Genomic DNA, 15,213 nt, shown 5'->3' with positions numbered 1-15,213 from the left:
AATTCTTTAATAACAAATTTTTCTGTTGGTAAAAGAGGTTCGTTTTTTTGTAAAACTACATCTTTTTTTTCACAACTAGTTAAAATGAGCACAAAACAAAATATAAAAATAAATTTTTTTATTATAAAATCCTCCTCCTAACAATTAGTTTAAAACTTATGCCTTCTTGCTTTTTATAATAGCATATCGTCCTAAACAAAAACTGAACATTTTTGCGTCAATAGTCACGAAATATCTAGACAAGGCAAAAAAAGATGTTCGAATTAGATCTTTAGACCTATTCAAACATCTTCCTGTTTTAATATATAAATTATAAATTTCGATATTTCATATTCTTTTTGTAAAATTATTACAAACTAAATCAAAAGGTATAAACCAATCTCCTCATTTACAAATCTATTTAACGAGCTGTAGCACCGTTTTAAAATGTAGATGATCTGCGCGCTGTAGCAGCTCATATAAAATCATTTCCACGCTTGTTGGTAAAATTCCAAGTGCCTTCATCTTCTCAAGCCCAATCTCTTTGTTGGCCTTTGTACGAGAGGACACGGCATCTGCAACAACTTCAACCTCAAACCCTTGTTCTTTTAGCTGTCGGGCTGTTTGGTAAACACAAATATGTGTTTCGATTCCTGTCACGATAAATTGCGAACGACCACTTGCCTTCAATGCATCTACAAAATCTTGTTCCTGGCACGCACTAAAAGCCATTTTAGCAATGGGTTGTTGACCATGAATATGTTGAGCAATATCTAACGCTGTCCCACCTAAACGACTAGGATTTTGTTCAAGCCATAAAACTGGTATCTCCAATGCATCCATAGCTTGTACCAGCTTGGCTACATTTTCAATCACCGCTTCACTTTCATCAACAATTGTCGCTAACTTCCCTTGTACATCGACGACAACTAAACACGCCTCTTCTATTGTAAACATTTAAACACCCCTTAAATCCGTATTCACAGTTCATTATACCGAAAGTTTTTAGTTTATGTGGAAGATTTTCGTCCATTTTAATATCTTTATGTTTTCGTTCAAAGTTTTTTGTTCAGAAACATATTACCATTAGTCAATGCCTTAATGAGCCCAGACTACAGCCGCGGAAAGTGTCCTTCCCTAGAAGAATGTGCAGGAAAGTACATATTTGGGTAGTAGCCATTCCACATAAACAAACACGAACATTTAATAATTTAACTGATTATGGAATATGTAAATCACGAAATATTAACTCGTATATCCATTTCAATATTTCGATTTGTTCGTATTTAAACCACAAGGCTATTATGAATTTTAACTCAATTGTGTACATTTTGTTGCGAGCCTGTCATTATTCTGCTCGAATAGTGAGAATTTTATTTTTTCTCTTAAAAATTGAGTTATAATCCAGTAAAGTGCTTTTATCCCGCTTTAATAGTCAGTTCAAAATCCTTAAATGATTTTGAACTGACCGTAAAAGCATGATAGACTCAACAACCAATTAGTAGGAACTAAATAACCTATGAATAAGGTTTAACCTTATAAAACCAAACAAGGAGTGTACCACTTTGACACAACGTGCATACAATTTTAACGCAGGTCCTTCTGCACTACCACTAGAAGTATTAGAAAATGCTCAACAACAATTAGTAAACTTCCGTGACTCAGGCATGTCAATTATGGAAATGAGCCACCGCAGTGCCATTTTCGATGAAGTACATAATGAAGCAATTGCTTTATTGAAAAAGCTTTATGCTATCCCAGAAAACTATGAAGTCCTTTTCCTACAAGGTGGAGCTAGTCTTCAATTTACTATGATTCCAATGAACTTCCTACAGGCAGATCAAAAAGCAAGTTATGTATTATCAGGCTCATGGTCTGAAAAAGCAATCAAAGAGGCTAAATTATTCGGTACGCCTGTAGAAGCTGCGAGTACAAAAGAAAATCAATACCGTAATATCCCAGCTTTAGCAGATATTCAATTCAATGAAGAGGATGCATATGTGCATATCACTTCAAACAATACGATTTACGGTACACAATGGAAGGAATTCCCTGAAACAGGAAATGTACCGTTAATTGCGGATATGTCTAGTGATATTCTTTCTAAACCAGTTGATGTAAGTAAATTCGGTCTTATTTATGCAGGGGCTCAAAAAAATCTTGGCCCATCTGGTGTAACAGTAGTCATTATTCGCAAAGATTTGTTAGAGAAAGCGAATAAAAACATTCCTACAATGTTAAAATATTCAACGCATGCCGATAGCAACTCTTTATACAATACACCACCAACTTTCGGGATCTATATGTTAGGTGAAGTATTAAAATGGGTAGAATCAAAAGGCGGCGTTGCAGAAATTGAGAAGCATAATGAATTAAAGGCAAAAGTCATTTATGATGCCATTGACAATAGCAACGGATTCTATAAAGGTCATGCAACACTAGAAAGCCGTTCTTTAATGAACATCACTTTCCGTGTTACTGATGAGGTACTTGAAAAACAATTCCTTGCTGAAGCAAAAGCAGCGGGATTTGTTGGACTTAATGGACACCGTTCTGTAGGAGGCTGCCGTGCTTCTACTTATAACGCTGTTCCGTTAGAGGCTTGTGAAGCATTACGTGACTTTATGGTCGAATTCCAACAAAAACATCAATAATAAAAAATTAGACGAATGAACGCAACCATTCGTCTTTTTTGTATTTGCGGATAGAGTAAGGCGCAATAATAATCGGTGAACGCCTTGTAACTAATACAGCTGCAACAACTTATACTATAAATTAAACCTACTGCAAAACAGCATAGTTACTAAAAGGGATAGTTCCTAACTTGGAACTACCCCTTCTTTTAAATATTGTCATATCAGATATTACAAAGCTTCAGGCTTACACTCTGGACATTTACCGTAAATCTCAAATTTATGGTTTTCAATTTCATAGTCTGGCAGCTTTTCTCCAAGCATCTCCATAGGGCAGAGATTTAGCTCCTTAACATTGCCACAATCCATACAAATAAAATGATGGTGATGATGTTCAGACTCACAATGCATACGGAAATTCCGCTCCCCAGATAACTCAGTTTCCTCCAGTATTCCTAGCTTCACAAACGTTGCAAGGTTGCGATAAATCGTATCGAAACTCATACCTGGGAAATCTTTTTTCAAAACATCTAATAAATCTCGAGCAGTTAAATATTTATCTGTTGCTGCAAACATATCTAATATTAACTCCCGCTTATCTGTTTTTTTATAGCCGTTTTCTTTTAAAATCCCCCACGCTTTAGAAACATTCACTGCGCTACCTCCTCCCGTTTTGCAGCCATTTTAAATACTATTTTCTTCACTAGTATAACAAGTAACAAAATTAAGATCGAAGTAACGACAATTGTACCACCAGGTGCTAAATCTAAATAAAATGCACTAACTAAACCGATTAACACAGCTGTTTCGCCAAAGACAATTGCATAGATGATTGTTTGCTTAAAGCCCTTTGCAAGTCGCATTGCAGCAGCCACAGGTAACGTCATAAGGGATGATACAAGTAAAATGCCGACGATGCGCATACTTGCAGCAATAACAAGCGCTGTAACAATCATAAATAAGAGATGAATCCAACGTGCAGGAAGGCCGCTAGCTTTTGCATATTCCTCATCAAAAGATAAAACAAAAAGTTCCTTAAAAAATATAAACAAAAAGATAATGACAACAACAGCAATTCCTACTACTACCCATAAATCCTGACGTGATACAGCTGACACTGAACCAAATAAATAGCTCATTAAATCCGTGCTAAAGCCGCTTGCAAGCGAGATAAATATAGCACTAATACCAATCCCGCCTGACATAATAATAGGAATAGCAAGCTCTTCATAGTGCTTATATAAACGTCTAAGACGCTCAATTAAAATCGAACCGCTGACTGAGGCCAGTATGCCTAAATAAATTGGATTTAGCATTGCCAGGGCTGTAACAGATTGACTGATATATAAGCTTCCCGCTATACCTGCCAGCGTCACATGTGACAAAGCATCAGCAATAAGCGAGAGCCTTCGAACGACAATAAAAACACCTAGCAGCGGTGCCAATATGCCAATTAATAGCCCAGAGAAAAAGGCATTTTGTAAAAATTCATAGTTAAATATTGCTTCAATCATTATGCCTTCTCCTTCTAGTGAATCTTTCTCACAGAATGGCCATACCAAGCATCAAGCGCATCGTGAGAAATTGTATCAAATTCATTTTTGTAACCATGGAAGTGTATGGTTTGATTTAAACATGCCACATGACTGATACGGTTCGACACTGTATCAACATCGTGTGTAACAAGAATCATTGTAATTCCCTGTTCCCGATTCAATTTCGCCAGCATATCATAAAAGGACTGCACATTCTCATGATCAATGCCGACAGTTGGTTCATCTAATATTAATAGCCTCGGTTCACTAACTAATGCCCTTGCAATAAAGACACGTTGCTGTTGCCCACCAGATAACTCACCAATATTACGATTCATAAATGCTTCCATGCCAACAGCTTTTAATGCTTCTAACACTTTTCCCTTTGCATCTCGTCCAGGTCTTTTAAATAATCCTAACTTTTTGGATAATCCACTTTTCACGACTTCTTGGACGGTTGCTGGAAACCCTGAATTGAAGGAATTCGATTTCTGTGACACATATCCTATCCATTCACGATGCTTAAAAGTTGAACTTGGTTCACCAAATAGCTTTATCTCTCCAGACATTGGTTTTAGTAACCCTAAAATAATTTTTAATAAGGTAGATTTCCCTGAACCATTCGGACCAAGAAGTGCTAAAAAATCTCCCTCTTCTACACGGAAAGAGATATTTTTTAATACTTGCGTATAGTCATATTGAAATGACACTTTTTCAATATCAATTAATGATTTTTTCATGTATGTTCTCTTCTTTCTAATTCAAAATCATTACGATTTAACAAGTTGTAAGTATAAATGAAAGTACAGTTTTTGTAAAGAAAATAAAATCATCCCCATAACGTGTGGTTGATTTCCGTTCCGACTGGGCACTTTCCTGGGGCGTCCGATGAGCGCTTGGGCCAACAAATGTTTTCTGCGCGAAAGCGCACGATGTTTTTTGCGCGAAAGCGAAGCGGCAACAGCACGATGTTGGTTACGAAGGAGTCGCCCAGTCTCCACTCAACTTATATACATGGCATACGTTTTAACAAATGTCATCCACAACTTTTGATGATGACCAGAAAAAAGATTGTCATGTATGTTGATTAGGAAAATAAAACTGTATTTTGTTATTTGAACCGCTAATTTTGTAATAGGCATTGATTCTAACACTTTTAATGTGAAGGATTTTTATAGCTGTCATGACTTTCACAAGATTGATTTTGTTCAAAAAACTAAACAATTTTAAAAGGAGGATTAGCTTTGAGTATTCAATTTTTACAGCAATTGACACAAAGTAGTGATAAGGAAATTGTTGCGATTGCACGTTCTGAAGGATTTGAAATTACTACTTCTGAAGTAAAAAAACTCCGGCCTTATTTGGAGCAATTCTCATTTTCATGGCTCTTTTTAGGTATTCCAAAAGATATTCTTGTAGAGGTTGAAGCTGTTTTAGGTAGAAAGCGTTCCAGACAACTAATTGCATTGTTTACGAAATAATCAAATTCGCCTTGGTGTAATTGTAGCTGTCGTTGCTCTTTCGCTACAAAAAACATCTGTAGCTGTGGTTGCTCTTTGCTCTTTGCTGAATGAAGATAAAAAAAGCCCGAAAATCAGTACTTATGCAGCTGATTTCGGGCTTTTTATTCTATTCTCTTAGAGCATCGATTAACTCTGGTTTAAACTCTCCATTACGAAGCATTTCAATTTCATGTTTATAAGGAGCCGATTTTGATTTGGCATCACTATTTAATGCAACATATGGTGTTTCTAGGATTTTAGGAATCTCCATTAATTGTGGATGATGCACAACATACTTTAATGCATCAAAGCCAATATGACCGAAGCCAATATTTTCGTGACGGTCTTTTCCTGCACCACGGACATTTTTTGAATCATTGATATGCAGGACTTTGATACGATCAACGCCTATTAGTTTATCAAACTCATTTAAAACGCTATCAAAATCTTCTACAATATTATAACCAGCGTCATGCGTATGGCAAGTATCAAAGCATACTGAAAGACGCTCATTATGTGTTACGCCATCTATAATTTTAGCAAGCTCTTCAAATGAACGACCACATTCAGTTCCTTTTCCCGCCATTGTCTCTAATGCGATTTGTACAGGGTAATCCTGTGACAGTACTTCATTTAAACCTTCAATAATCTTGGCAATACCTGCGTCTGCTCCCGCACCGACATGGGCACCTGGATGCAATACAATTTGTGTTGCTTCCAACGCAGCTGTTCGTTCGATTTCAGTTTGTAAAAAATCTACACCTAGACGGAAAGTTTCAGGTTTTTCTGTGTTCGCAATATTAATAATGTATGGAGCATGGACAACAATATTTGTCATGCCATGCTCTTTCATGTGTAGTAAACCATTCATAATATTAAGATCAGCAATTGCTTTACGACGAGTGTTTTGCGGAGCTCCTGTATAAATCATAAAGGTATTTGCCCCATATGAGAGAGCCTCTTTACTTGATCCGAGCAGCATTTCTTTTCCACTCATTGAAACATGTGATCCAAGTAGCATTTAAATGCCTCCTTATTTTTTACCGCGAGCTTTTAAACGACGTTCACGTTTTTTAACTTTTTCCATTTCCCATTTCATATTACGCTTGTATCCTGGTTTTACTTTTTTCGGCTTACGCACTAATGCTTTTGCTTTCGCATCGATTTCATTTTCATGCTTCACACGGTTTTTACGTGCATGGCGATCCTTTAGTTCAGACCATTCGCCATCTTTTACATCTTTTTGAACGAATGGAATGCCCATTTTCTCAACACGTACTACTGCATCCTCATCTGATGGCTCAAACAAAGTGATAGCAGTTCCTTTATTCCCTGCACGCGCTGTACGTCCCACACGATGAATAAAGAATTCTAAGTCCTCTGGAATTTCGTAGTTAATGACATGTGAAATTCCTTGAATATCGATACCACGCGCTGCAAGATCTGTTGCAACGATATATTGATAGTCCAACTCTCGAATTTGCTTCATCATCTTCTTACGATCACGTGGACTTAAATCACCATGTATTTGACCACAGCGAATCCCATTTTCATTTAAGTAGCCTGCAACATGCTCTGCTGTTTTTCGTGTGTTGGTGAAAATTACAGCTAAAAATGGATTGATCCCTTCAATAACTTCCAACAAACGTTTTTTACGTGATTTAGAACGCACTGGTACAAGCACAAAGTCAATTCCTTCTGCGACCGGGCGTTTATCGTTCATATGGACATGTACAGGTGCTTCCATATATTTTTTTAAGAAAGGCTGAAGCTTTTCTGGAATTGTTGCTGAGAATACAAACATTTCAAGGTTTTCTGGCATTTGGGAAGCAAAACCATCGATTTCCTCGATAAAGCCCATATCGAAGGCTAAATCTGCCTCGTCGACAACTAACATATGTGCCGTATGCACAAATAACGCTTGCGCTGAAACGAGATCACGAATACGTCCTGGCGTTCCGACAACAATTTGTGGTTGCGTTTTTAACTTATCAATGGAGCGTTGTTTGTCCGTACCTCCAATAAATAATTTCGCTTGAATAGTTGTTCCTTCTATTAATTGATTTAACGCATCAAAAATTTGTTGTGCAAGCTCACGTGTAGGTGACGTAATAACAGCTTGTACTTCCTGCTTGTCAGCATTAATTCGTTGCACTATTGGAATTAAAAAACTATGTGTTTTTCCCGTTCCTGTATGCGCTTGTCCGATTGCACTCTTTCCTTTTAATAATAGCGGAATGATTTCCTTTTGAATCGGCGTTGGTTCTGTAAAGCCAAGTCTTGCAATTGCGTCCTGCAAAAATGGCTGAAAATTATAATCAGTATATTTTGACATAATTCGTTCCTCCTAACATCTTTCACATTGTATCATGATTCGAACTCCAGGTATATTAACGTCCTTTTATCTCAAGCATGAACATAATTTTGTATTTTTATCATGGCTGTAGCAAAGCCCTTATCAAAGTTACTCGAAATGCTGTGAATATGCAATAAAAAAAAGCCTCAGACCTGTAGACAAATGCTACTCCTGATTGCATATAGCTATGGTAATTTATTCGTAAGACCTCGACATTCCCATTTAGTAAGTCGAAACTGTATCGTTATCCTCTATGGTGAGTTTTCATTATAATTTATCTAAATCTTTTTAGTTTGTTAAACATAGTTTTAATACTATTTTGATATTGCTGCTTATACTAATGATGAGCTAAAAATTAGTATTTTTTATGTCAATTCATTGTTAACTAATGCCTTGAAGAATTACCATATGTTACGATAAAAATGTAAGATACTAGAGGAGGTTGACTTATCATGAAAGCAGCAAGATGGTATAAAGCAAAAGACATCCGAGTAGAAAACATTGAAGAACCAGTAATTGTACCTGGAAAAGTAAAAATTAAAGTACATTGGACAGGGATTTGTGGTAGTGATTTACATGAATACGCAGCTGGCCCAATATTCATTCCAGTGGAACAACCTCACTATGTAAGTAAAGATATTGCGCCAATTGTTATGGGCCATGAGTTCTCTGGTGAAGTAGTAGAAATTGGCGAAGGTGTTACAAAGGTACAAGTTGGGGATCCTGTAGTTGTAGAACCTATTCTTGCATGTGGCGAATGTGCCGCTTGTAAAAAAGGAAAATATAATATTTGTAAACATTTAGGATTCCACGGTCTGTCTGGCGGCGGCGGCGGTTTCTCTGAATATACAATGGTAGATGAAAAACTGGTACACAAAATGCCAGAGGGTCTTTCCTTTGAACAAGGTGCACTTGTTGAACCAGCGGCAGTAGCATTACATGCAGTTCGTCAAAGTAAACTAAAAGCTGGCGATACAGCAGCTGTCTTTGGTACTGGGCCAATCGGTCTTCTTGTTATCGAGGCATTGCGTGCAGCTGGAGCAGCTGAAATTTATGCGGTAGAGCTTTCGGCGGAGCGCGCTGCTAAAGCATTAGAGCTAGGCGCTACAGCAGTTATTAATCCTAAAGATGAGGACGCAGTAGCTCGTCTACATGAATTAACAAATGGTGGCATAGATGTTGCATTTGAAGTAACTGGTGTTCCTGTAGTATTACAGCAAGCGATTGATTCAACAACATTTGAAGGTGAAACAATTATCGTTTCTATTTGGGAAACTGAAGCTTCTATTCTACCTAACAATATCGTACTAACAGAGCGTTCTGTTAAAGGTATTATTGCTTATCGCGATATTTTCCCAGCAGTTATGGAATTAATGAAACAGGGCTACTTCCCTGCTGAAAAACTTGTGACAAAACGAATTGCTCTAGATGGAGTCGTAACAGAAGGCTTTGAAGCATTAATGAAAGAGCGAAACCATATTAAAATCCTTGTAAATTCACAAGCTTAATGTATATATGACAGGTAGAGAAAAACTAAGAAGCTTTTCTCTACCTGTTTTTGATTTGTTAATCCTCTTTTCCCTCTATTTCTTTCATAATATCTAGATTCGCCATTAGGAAGTTCACCTTATCTTCCCCCAGAGTTCTTAATGTACGTTTTTCATTTACTTCTATAATTTTTTCATTGATCCCCCCGAGAGCTCACTTGCTGACTTTTCATGCTACCCTTCGAAAGAAAAAAGAGGAGGACAATCCGGCTAATCCGAAGTTCATCCAAACACATGTCCGCGTTCGGTACAGAATGCTTCGTTGTCATGATGAAGAATAAGAGTGAATCTTCCTTTAACTTTGCTAATTAGTATTGTTTTTTACAGTAAACTTATTATTGATAGACTGACCAAAAAATGATAATATTTTTTTGATAATGATTATCACTACAAGAAAGTAGGTAGATCTTATGAACCTTCATGCGGTTCAATTGGGTGAAAAAGTTAAAGTGAAAGATCTACAGCAAATTGACTCTCTTTTATGTAAACGATTAAATGCTTTTGGTATCAAAGAAGGATGTCAAGTTTGTATGGTCCAAAAAGGATGGTTTTCTGGAGCTTGTATATTGGAATGTCAAGGACAGAAAATCGGGCTTAGAAAAAAAGATTTAATGGATATAAAGGTCGAACAAGTATGAGTAGATTAGCTTTAATAGGAAACCCTAATATCGGTAAAACATCATTGTTCAATACGTTGACAAATTCATATGAATACGTTGGCAATTGGAGTGGTGTAACCGTTGAAAAAAAAGTAGGACAAGTAAAAAGACTACAAAAGGAAATAATTGATTTACCTGGTGTATATACGCTTAACCCCATTTCAAGAGATGAAAGTGTTGTCACTTCATTTTTACTTGAAGATCAGGTGGATGGAATTTTAAATATTATCGATGCTTCTAATTTCGAACGAAATATGCAATTAACAGTAGATATACTTGAACTTAGCAAACCTGTTTTCGTTTGTTTAAATATGATAGACGTTGCGAAAAAGAAAGGCATTTCAATTGATGTCGAAAAATTAGAGAATTCTTTGGGAGTACCTGTTATTCCAATAAGCGCTCGTACTGGTAAAGGTGTCGAAGGTATTTATGCCGCTATTCAAGCCTCCGATCGTACTCAACAACGTTTTACATTAACCTATGATGACCTAATTGAAGAAGGCATCTCAAAAATTGAAGCATTGTTACAACATGTTCCTGAAGAACAAAGAAGATGGTGTACTATTCAATTTCTAATAGGAAATGAAGCTGTTGACGCTTATTTGAAAGAAAAGGAATACTTTGAACAGCTTGCTGCAATGCGAGATACTTTAGAGAAGCAAATAGGTGAACCACTAAATAAAGCTATTGCTAAAAAACGTGATTTATATATATCTAACATCTACAAAGAAGTAATCATACAAGAGAAAAGTGAAACACAATGGTCAGAGAAAGTTGATAAAATTTTAACACATCCGATTTTAGGTATTCCGATTTTCTTAGCGCTTATGTTTTTAATGTTTCAAGCAACGTTTGCATGGATCGGTACCCCGCTTTCTGATTTCCTGGATGGCATTGTAGGCGGCCCTCTTACAGATATTGTTACTCAAGGCTTAGAAGCTATTGGTGCAGCCCCTTTTATTATTAATTTAATTTGTGATGGGATCATTGCAGGTGTTGGCGGCGTCTTAGTTTTCATACCACAAATCTTTGTACTATTTTTCTTTATTTCACTATTAGAAGATTCAGGTTATATGGCGAGAATTGCTGTTGTCATGGATCGCCTTATGGAATTTTTCGGTTTAAATGGCAAGGCTTTTATTCCGATGATTGTAAGCTTCGGATGTAACGTTCCTGGCGTAATGGCTGCAAGAACAATTGAACAGCCAAAAGAACGACTATTAACTATACTAGTAGCTCCGTTTATGAGCTGTTCAGCAAGATTACCTGTGTATGCTTTATTTGGCGCAGCATTCTTTACTAAACATCAATCTTTAGTGGTATTCTCCCTATATATAATGGGAATAGTGATAGCACTTATTGTGACAAAAATATTATCAATGACGATTTTGAAAAATGAAACTTCAGTTTTTATTGTTGAATTACCAGCCTATCATGTACCACAGCTTAAAACACTTTGGCGTTCTACTTGGGAAAAAGGAAAAGGATTTTTCCGCAAAGCTGGTACTATTATCTTTGCCGGCTCCGTGATTATTTGGCTTCTTTCTTATTTAGGACCACATGGCGCTAATGTCAATATGGATGACAGCTTTTTAGCAATTATTGGAGGCGCTTTTGGTGTGTTGTTTATCCCGCTTGGCTTTGGAACATGGCAAGCTGGTGCATCCCTTATTGCTGGTTTCCTGGCAAAAGAAGTGATTGTTTCAACAATGGCGATTATTTATGGCGTAAGTGAAGGTGTCTTATCGTCTACAATGGCCACTCATTTTACTGCTTTGAGCGCTTATACATTCTTGGCCTTTGTTTTACTTTATATGCCTTGTTTAGCCACAGTAGGCGCAATAAAAAGGGAAACACAGTCTGTGAAATGGACTTTATTTGCAACAATATATCCATTTGTTGTAGCTTATATTATTGCACTTATGATTTATGGTATCGGGAACTTATTCATGTGAGGTGTAGAGAATGTCTTTATTGATTAATATCTTAATCGGTAGTATTATATTTGGCTATGCTGGTATTACCTTATATAAGAGCATTAAGAAGCAGAAGAAGGGTAAATGCGCATCATGCTCATTACAGAAGAGTTGCTCTTCTAACGTTTGTGTCCCTCCTTCTAAACTGAGAGATATTTCCCATAAATAAATTTGTAGAAAAATAGAGCGAGGTAATTCCAAATGGTTAATTCATTTGGAAACTACCTCGCTTTTTTGTGATCTTTTAGACATGGAGGGCTTTGACGGAAACCAACCCCACATTATGGTAATGAGCCTTATATTTTAAATTTATTGATTTCTTCCTTCACGGACACCGCTTCTGCACTTAATGCCTTTGCAACAGCATTAATTTCTTGAATGGTCGCAGTTTGCTCTTCGATTGTCGATGCTATTGTTTCAGATTGCTGTGCAGCATAATTGGAAGAAGAGGACATTTCATTGACCGACGCTGCCATTTCTTCAGTACTTGCAGAAATTTGTTGCGTAGAAGCAGACACATCCTCAATCTGAGATGTCATATCACCAATCGCTTTTAAAATTCCATCAAAGGCATTTTGGGCATTCTGAATAAATGTGACACCCTCATCTACATTTAATACAGTTACACTTACTGCCTTTTCTACTTCCTTCGTTTCTTGCTGAATAAGTGCTATGACATCCACTATTTGATTGGCGGATGCTTTGGATTCCTCTGCTAATTTGCGTACTTCATCTGCAACGACCGCGAAGCCTTTACCATGCTCTCCCGCACGAGCCGCCTCAATCGCAGCATTTAGTGCTAGAAGATTTGTTTGCTCTGTAATATCAGTAATTACTTTCGTAATATTAACGATTTCAGCTGATTGCGCGCTTAACTTCTTAATTCGTTCATTTGTTGTATTAGAAGATTGTTGGATAATCGACATTTGGTCTTCTGCGACATGTAACGTTTTTTCACCATCATTTGCAATAGATTGTGTATCGACTGCTTTAGCATGAAGCATTTGAGCTGCCTCTGCAATACGTTGAACACCTTGAGCCGTTTCATCCATTGCTATCGAACTTTCACGACCAGTAACAGCTGCTTGGTTGTCACTAATGGCCATTTTCTCTACAAGATTTGCAATATCATGAGAGGAATTTGAAATTTCATCTGTACTTGCTGCTAACTCTTCAGCTGCCGATGTTGTATGCTCAACATTTGCAGTCATGCTATGTATTAATGAATGTAAATTAGACTTCATCAAATTAAAAGAATCCGCCAAATCTTTAATTTCATCCTTCGTTCTAACTTCGATATCCGTTTGGCATAAATCTCCTTTAGCAATTACCTTTGCTGCAGAAGTTAGCTTATTGACAGGAACAACAATGGAACGTACAAATACAATCCCAACTATGATACAAATCATTAACATAATACAAAACATCCATAAGAACCACTGCTTATTATCATCAATAAGCTTTTCAACATTCGCTAAAGAATTTTGTGTATCTGTAATGTTTTCTTGTTGAAACAAATCTACTTTGTCATTAATTTCAACTGACGTAGTATCAAAATCATGCATCATTTTGTTCCCTAGCTCAGGACCGCCTTGAATATAGCTATGAGCCATTTTTTGACCAGTACTATAATATTCATCAAACGCTACTTTAATCGCATCTAATCTTTTCAGGTCTTCCGGATGCATTTTTTTAACTTGCTCCAAATCTTTATTAAAGATTTTGCTATATTTTTCTGCTTGCTCAAATCCATCATCTAAATTATCGAGTGCTCTTGTGGCACTAATATCAGTCAAAAACTGCTGAACCTGTACAACTGCTAACTTCATTTCATCTGCTAATAACGTCGTTTGAAGTGTTTTTTCTTTTATCAAATGTACTTGCTCTAGTTGAGATTTGGCATTTTGTTGCTGAAAAATCCCAATCACTAAAACTAATACGACGATAAGACCAAACGACACTATACTTCTCACTTTAATCGTCACAGAATACCCCCTATTTTTCACTTTTGCTATTTTGTCTAGTAACTTCAAAATCATCTTTTTGTAACGTAATGATTTACCAACAAAACATTATACCTTTCTTATCGACCAAAAAAGTGAAAAAGTGTGTAGTTTTCAAGAATTTTTCACCACTTATTGACTACATATGAAATATGTAAAGCTGACCGGATATCGTGAGTTCCATTTACAATCGCCCTAGTTATTTATTTGCGCTTGTCGAACGCTAACTTACTCTTCTGCATATCATATTTATAATCAGGTATGTCATCAATGATAAATTACTATCGAAAGGAGATCGTTATGGTATTTAGACCACAGTTCCCGATGTATCCTGGTGGCATGAGAATGCCCATGCAAATGCCCATGCAACAAATGCCGATGCAAATGCCCATGCAAATGCCAACACCTCCACAAATGTCACCGCAGTCCTTTTTCCAGCCTGGAGGCTTCCCAAATCCACGAATTCCAGGTGGCTTTCCAATGTCCAGTGGAATAGGAGCATTTGGAGGACAAATGCCAATGCCATCAATGCAGGAACCTTCAAAAATCGGTTCATTTTTGCAGCAGGCGAATAGCTTATTTAACTCAGCGAAAACATATACGCCTTATATTCAGCAAGCAATGCCAATGGTAAAAAATATTCCGTCACTTTTAAAATTGTATAAAGGATTTCAAGGTCTTCCTGCTGCAGGAGCTGCCGCAGGTGCTGGAGCAGTAGCAGGAGCAGCTGAAGCAGCGGCTAGTAAAGGAGCAGGTTCAACTAAAAGTCGAAAAGCATCTCGACAAAATGGATCATTTACTCCTGCTGAACCACTTCCATCTAAGCCCCGTATTTTCCAGCCACCTATGTAGATGAAGGTTTCTTTGTATTCGCAGTCCCTGTCCGTTATAATGTAGATAGGTAAGCTTGAAAGGAGTCACAACCATGCAAGTATTAAAAATTAATCCACGTGGCTATTGCTACGGTGTTGTAGATGCGATGGTTATCGCTCGAAACGCCGCACTCGATAAAACATTACCAAA

At 37.0% G+C, this 15,213-nt stretch carries 14 protein-coding genes; 7 read left to right on the top strand and 7 right to left on the bottom strand.

All coding sequences use genetic code 11. From position 1 onward, the window contains the following. Positions 1-396: 396 nt before the first annotated feature. Entirely contained in the window at positions 397-936 is a 540-nt protein-coding gene (locus ACFXN8_RS21130; RefSeq protein ID WP_386847521.1) for a hydrolase, read from the bottom strand. Between the two features lie 608 nt (positions 937-1,544). Here ACFXN8_RS21130 and serC point away from each other — a divergent pair. Further along, a complete protein-coding gene (serC, locus tag ACFXN8_RS21125; protein WP_386847520.1) occupies positions 1,545-2,633 on the top strand; it encodes a 3-phosphoserine/phosphohydroxythreonine transaminase in 1,089 nt (362 codons plus the stop codon). A 210-nt stretch (positions 2,634-2,843) separates the two neighbouring features. On the opposite strand, the gene ACFXN8_RS21120 is transcribed toward serC, so the two are convergent. Genes ACFXN8_RS21120 through ACFXN8_RS21110 form a run of 3 tightly spaced genes read right to left on the bottom strand, consistent with a single transcriptional unit; the run spans position 2,844 to position 4,887 of the window. After that, positions 2,844-3,266 (bottom strand): Fur family transcriptional regulator, encoded by a 423-nt coding sequence (locus tag ACFXN8_RS21120; protein ID WP_376074563.1) that lies wholly within the window; start codon positions 3,264-3,266, stop codon positions 2,844-2,846. After that, positions 3,263-4,126, bottom strand: coding sequence for a metal ABC transporter permease (locus tag ACFXN8_RS21115; RefSeq protein WP_376074564.1), 864 nt, complete (start codon positions 4,124-4,126; stop codon positions 3,263-3,265). Before ACFXN8_RS21115 ends, ACFXN8_RS21120 begins: the two co-directional genes overlap by 4 nt. Positions 4,127-4,140: 14 nt before the next feature. Continuing rightward, on the bottom strand, positions 4,141-4,887 hold the full coding sequence (locus tag ACFXN8_RS21110; RefSeq protein ID WP_386847519.1) for a metal ABC transporter ATP-binding protein: 747 nt from the start codon (positions 4,885-4,887) through the stop codon (positions 4,141-4,143). A 504-nt stretch (positions 4,888-5,391) separates the two neighbouring features. On the opposite strand from ACFXN8_RS21110, the gene ACFXN8_RS21105 reads away from it, so the two are divergent. Further along, positions 5,392-5,628 (top strand): Nif11 family protein, encoded by a 237-nt coding sequence (locus ACFXN8_RS21105; RefSeq protein ID WP_079563463.1) that lies wholly within the window; start codon positions 5,392-5,394, stop codon positions 5,626-5,628. Between the two features lie 148 nt (positions 5,629-5,776). Here ACFXN8_RS21105 and ACFXN8_RS21100 read toward each other — a convergent pair whose 3' ends face one another. Next, positions 5,777-6,670, bottom strand: coding sequence for a deoxyribonuclease IV (locus tag ACFXN8_RS21100; protein WP_386847518.1), 894 nt, complete (start codon positions 6,668-6,670; stop codon positions 5,777-5,779). A 12-nt stretch (positions 6,671-6,682) separates the two neighbouring features. Beyond that, positions 6,683-7,984, bottom strand: coding sequence for a DEAD/DEAH box helicase (locus tag ACFXN8_RS21095; RefSeq protein ID WP_376074568.1), 1,302 nt, complete (start codon positions 7,982-7,984; stop codon positions 6,683-6,685). Between the two features lie 473 nt (positions 7,985-8,457). Here ACFXN8_RS21095 and ACFXN8_RS21090 point away from each other — a divergent pair, with 473 nt between their 5' ends. From ACFXN8_RS21090 to ACFXN8_RS21075, 4 genes are all read left to right on the top strand, one after another. Beyond that, positions 8,458-9,513, top strand: coding sequence for a 2,3-butanediol dehydrogenase (locus ACFXN8_RS21090; protein ID WP_386847517.1), 1,056 nt, complete (start codon positions 8,458-8,460; stop codon positions 9,511-9,513). Between the two features lie 449 nt (positions 9,514-9,962). Continuing rightward, positions 9,963-10,190 (top strand): FeoA family protein, encoded by a 228-nt coding sequence (locus ACFXN8_RS21085; RefSeq protein ID WP_049663835.1) that lies wholly within the window; start codon positions 9,963-9,965, stop codon positions 10,188-10,190. Continuing rightward, a complete protein-coding gene (feoB, locus tag ACFXN8_RS21080) occupies positions 10,187-12,166 on the top strand; it encodes a ferrous iron transport protein B (RefSeq protein ID WP_386847516.1) in 1,980 nt (659 codons plus the stop codon). The genes ACFXN8_RS21085 and feoB overlap by 4 nt, the downstream gene beginning before the upstream one ends. Positions 12,167-12,176: 10 nt before the next feature. After that, entirely contained in the window at positions 12,177-12,356 is a 180-nt protein-coding gene (locus ACFXN8_RS21075; protein WP_376074571.1) for a FeoB-associated Cys-rich membrane protein, read from the top strand. A 127-nt stretch (positions 12,357-12,483) separates the two neighbouring features. Here the strand turns inward: ACFXN8_RS21075 and ACFXN8_RS21070 are convergent, their stop codons facing one another. After that, positions 12,484-14,172 (bottom strand): methyl-accepting chemotaxis protein, encoded by a 1,689-nt coding sequence (locus ACFXN8_RS21070; protein ID WP_386847515.1) that lies wholly within the window; start codon positions 14,170-14,172, stop codon positions 12,484-12,486. Between the two features lie 318 nt (positions 14,173-14,490). Here ACFXN8_RS21070 and vrrA point away from each other — a divergent pair, with 318 nt between their 5' ends. Beyond that, on the top strand, positions 14,491-15,042 hold the full coding sequence (gene vrrA, locus ACFXN8_RS21065; RefSeq protein WP_386847514.1) for a VrrA/YqfQ family protein: 552 nt from the start codon (positions 14,491-14,493) through the stop codon (positions 15,040-15,042). Positions 15,043-15,213: the final 171 nt, after the last annotated feature.

This window comes from Lysinibacillus sp. NPDC059133 (genome assembly GCF_042755925.1).
GTDB lineage: Bacteria > Bacillota > Bacilli > Bacillales_A > Planococcaceae > Lysinibacillus.
The sequence above is the reverse complement of the archived record's forward strand: the minus strand, read 5'-3'. Positions and strand labels throughout refer to the sequence as shown.

What these genes read in the sequence shown, in the direction of transcription:
- ACFXN8_RS21115 (WP_376074564.1), bottom strand. Translation starts at nt 4,126, where the DNA reads ATGATTGAAGCAATATTTAACTATGAATTTTTACAAAATGCCTTTTTC.
- ACFXN8_RS21110 (WP_386847519.1), bottom strand. Translation starts at nt 4,887, where the DNA reads ATGAAAAAATCATTAATTGATATTGAAAAAGTGTCATTTCAATATGAC.
- ACFXN8_RS21075 (WP_376074571.1), top strand. Translation starts at nt 12,177, where the DNA reads ATGTCTTTATTGATTAATATCTTAATCGGTAGTATTATATTTGGCTAT.
- ACFXN8_RS21100 (WP_386847518.1), bottom strand. Translation starts at nt 6,670, where the DNA reads ATGCTACTTGGATCACATGTTTCAATGAGTGGAAAAGAAATGCTGCTC.
- ACFXN8_RS21085 (WP_049663835.1), top strand. Translation starts at nt 9,963, where the DNA reads ATGAACCTTCATGCGGTTCAATTGGGTGAAAAAGTTAAAGTGAAAGAT.
- ACFXN8_RS21090 (WP_386847517.1), top strand. Translation starts at nt 8,458, where the DNA reads ATGAAAGCAGCAAGATGGTATAAAGCAAAAGACATCCGAGTAGAAAAC.
- ACFXN8_RS21130 (WP_386847521.1), bottom strand. Translation starts at nt 936, where the DNA reads ATGTTTACAATAGAAGAGGCGTGTTTAGTTGTCGTCGATGTACAAGGG.
- feoB (WP_386847516.1), top strand. Translation starts at nt 10,187, where the DNA reads ATGAGTAGATTAGCTTTAATAGGAAACCCTAATATCGGTAAAACATCA.
- ACFXN8_RS21095 (WP_376074568.1), bottom strand. Translation starts at nt 7,984, where the DNA reads ATGTCAAAATATACTGATTATAATTTTCAGCCATTTTTGCAGGACGCA.
- vrrA (WP_386847514.1), top strand. Translation starts at nt 14,491, where the DNA reads ATGGTATTTAGACCACAGTTCCCGATGTATCCTGGTGGCATGAGAATG.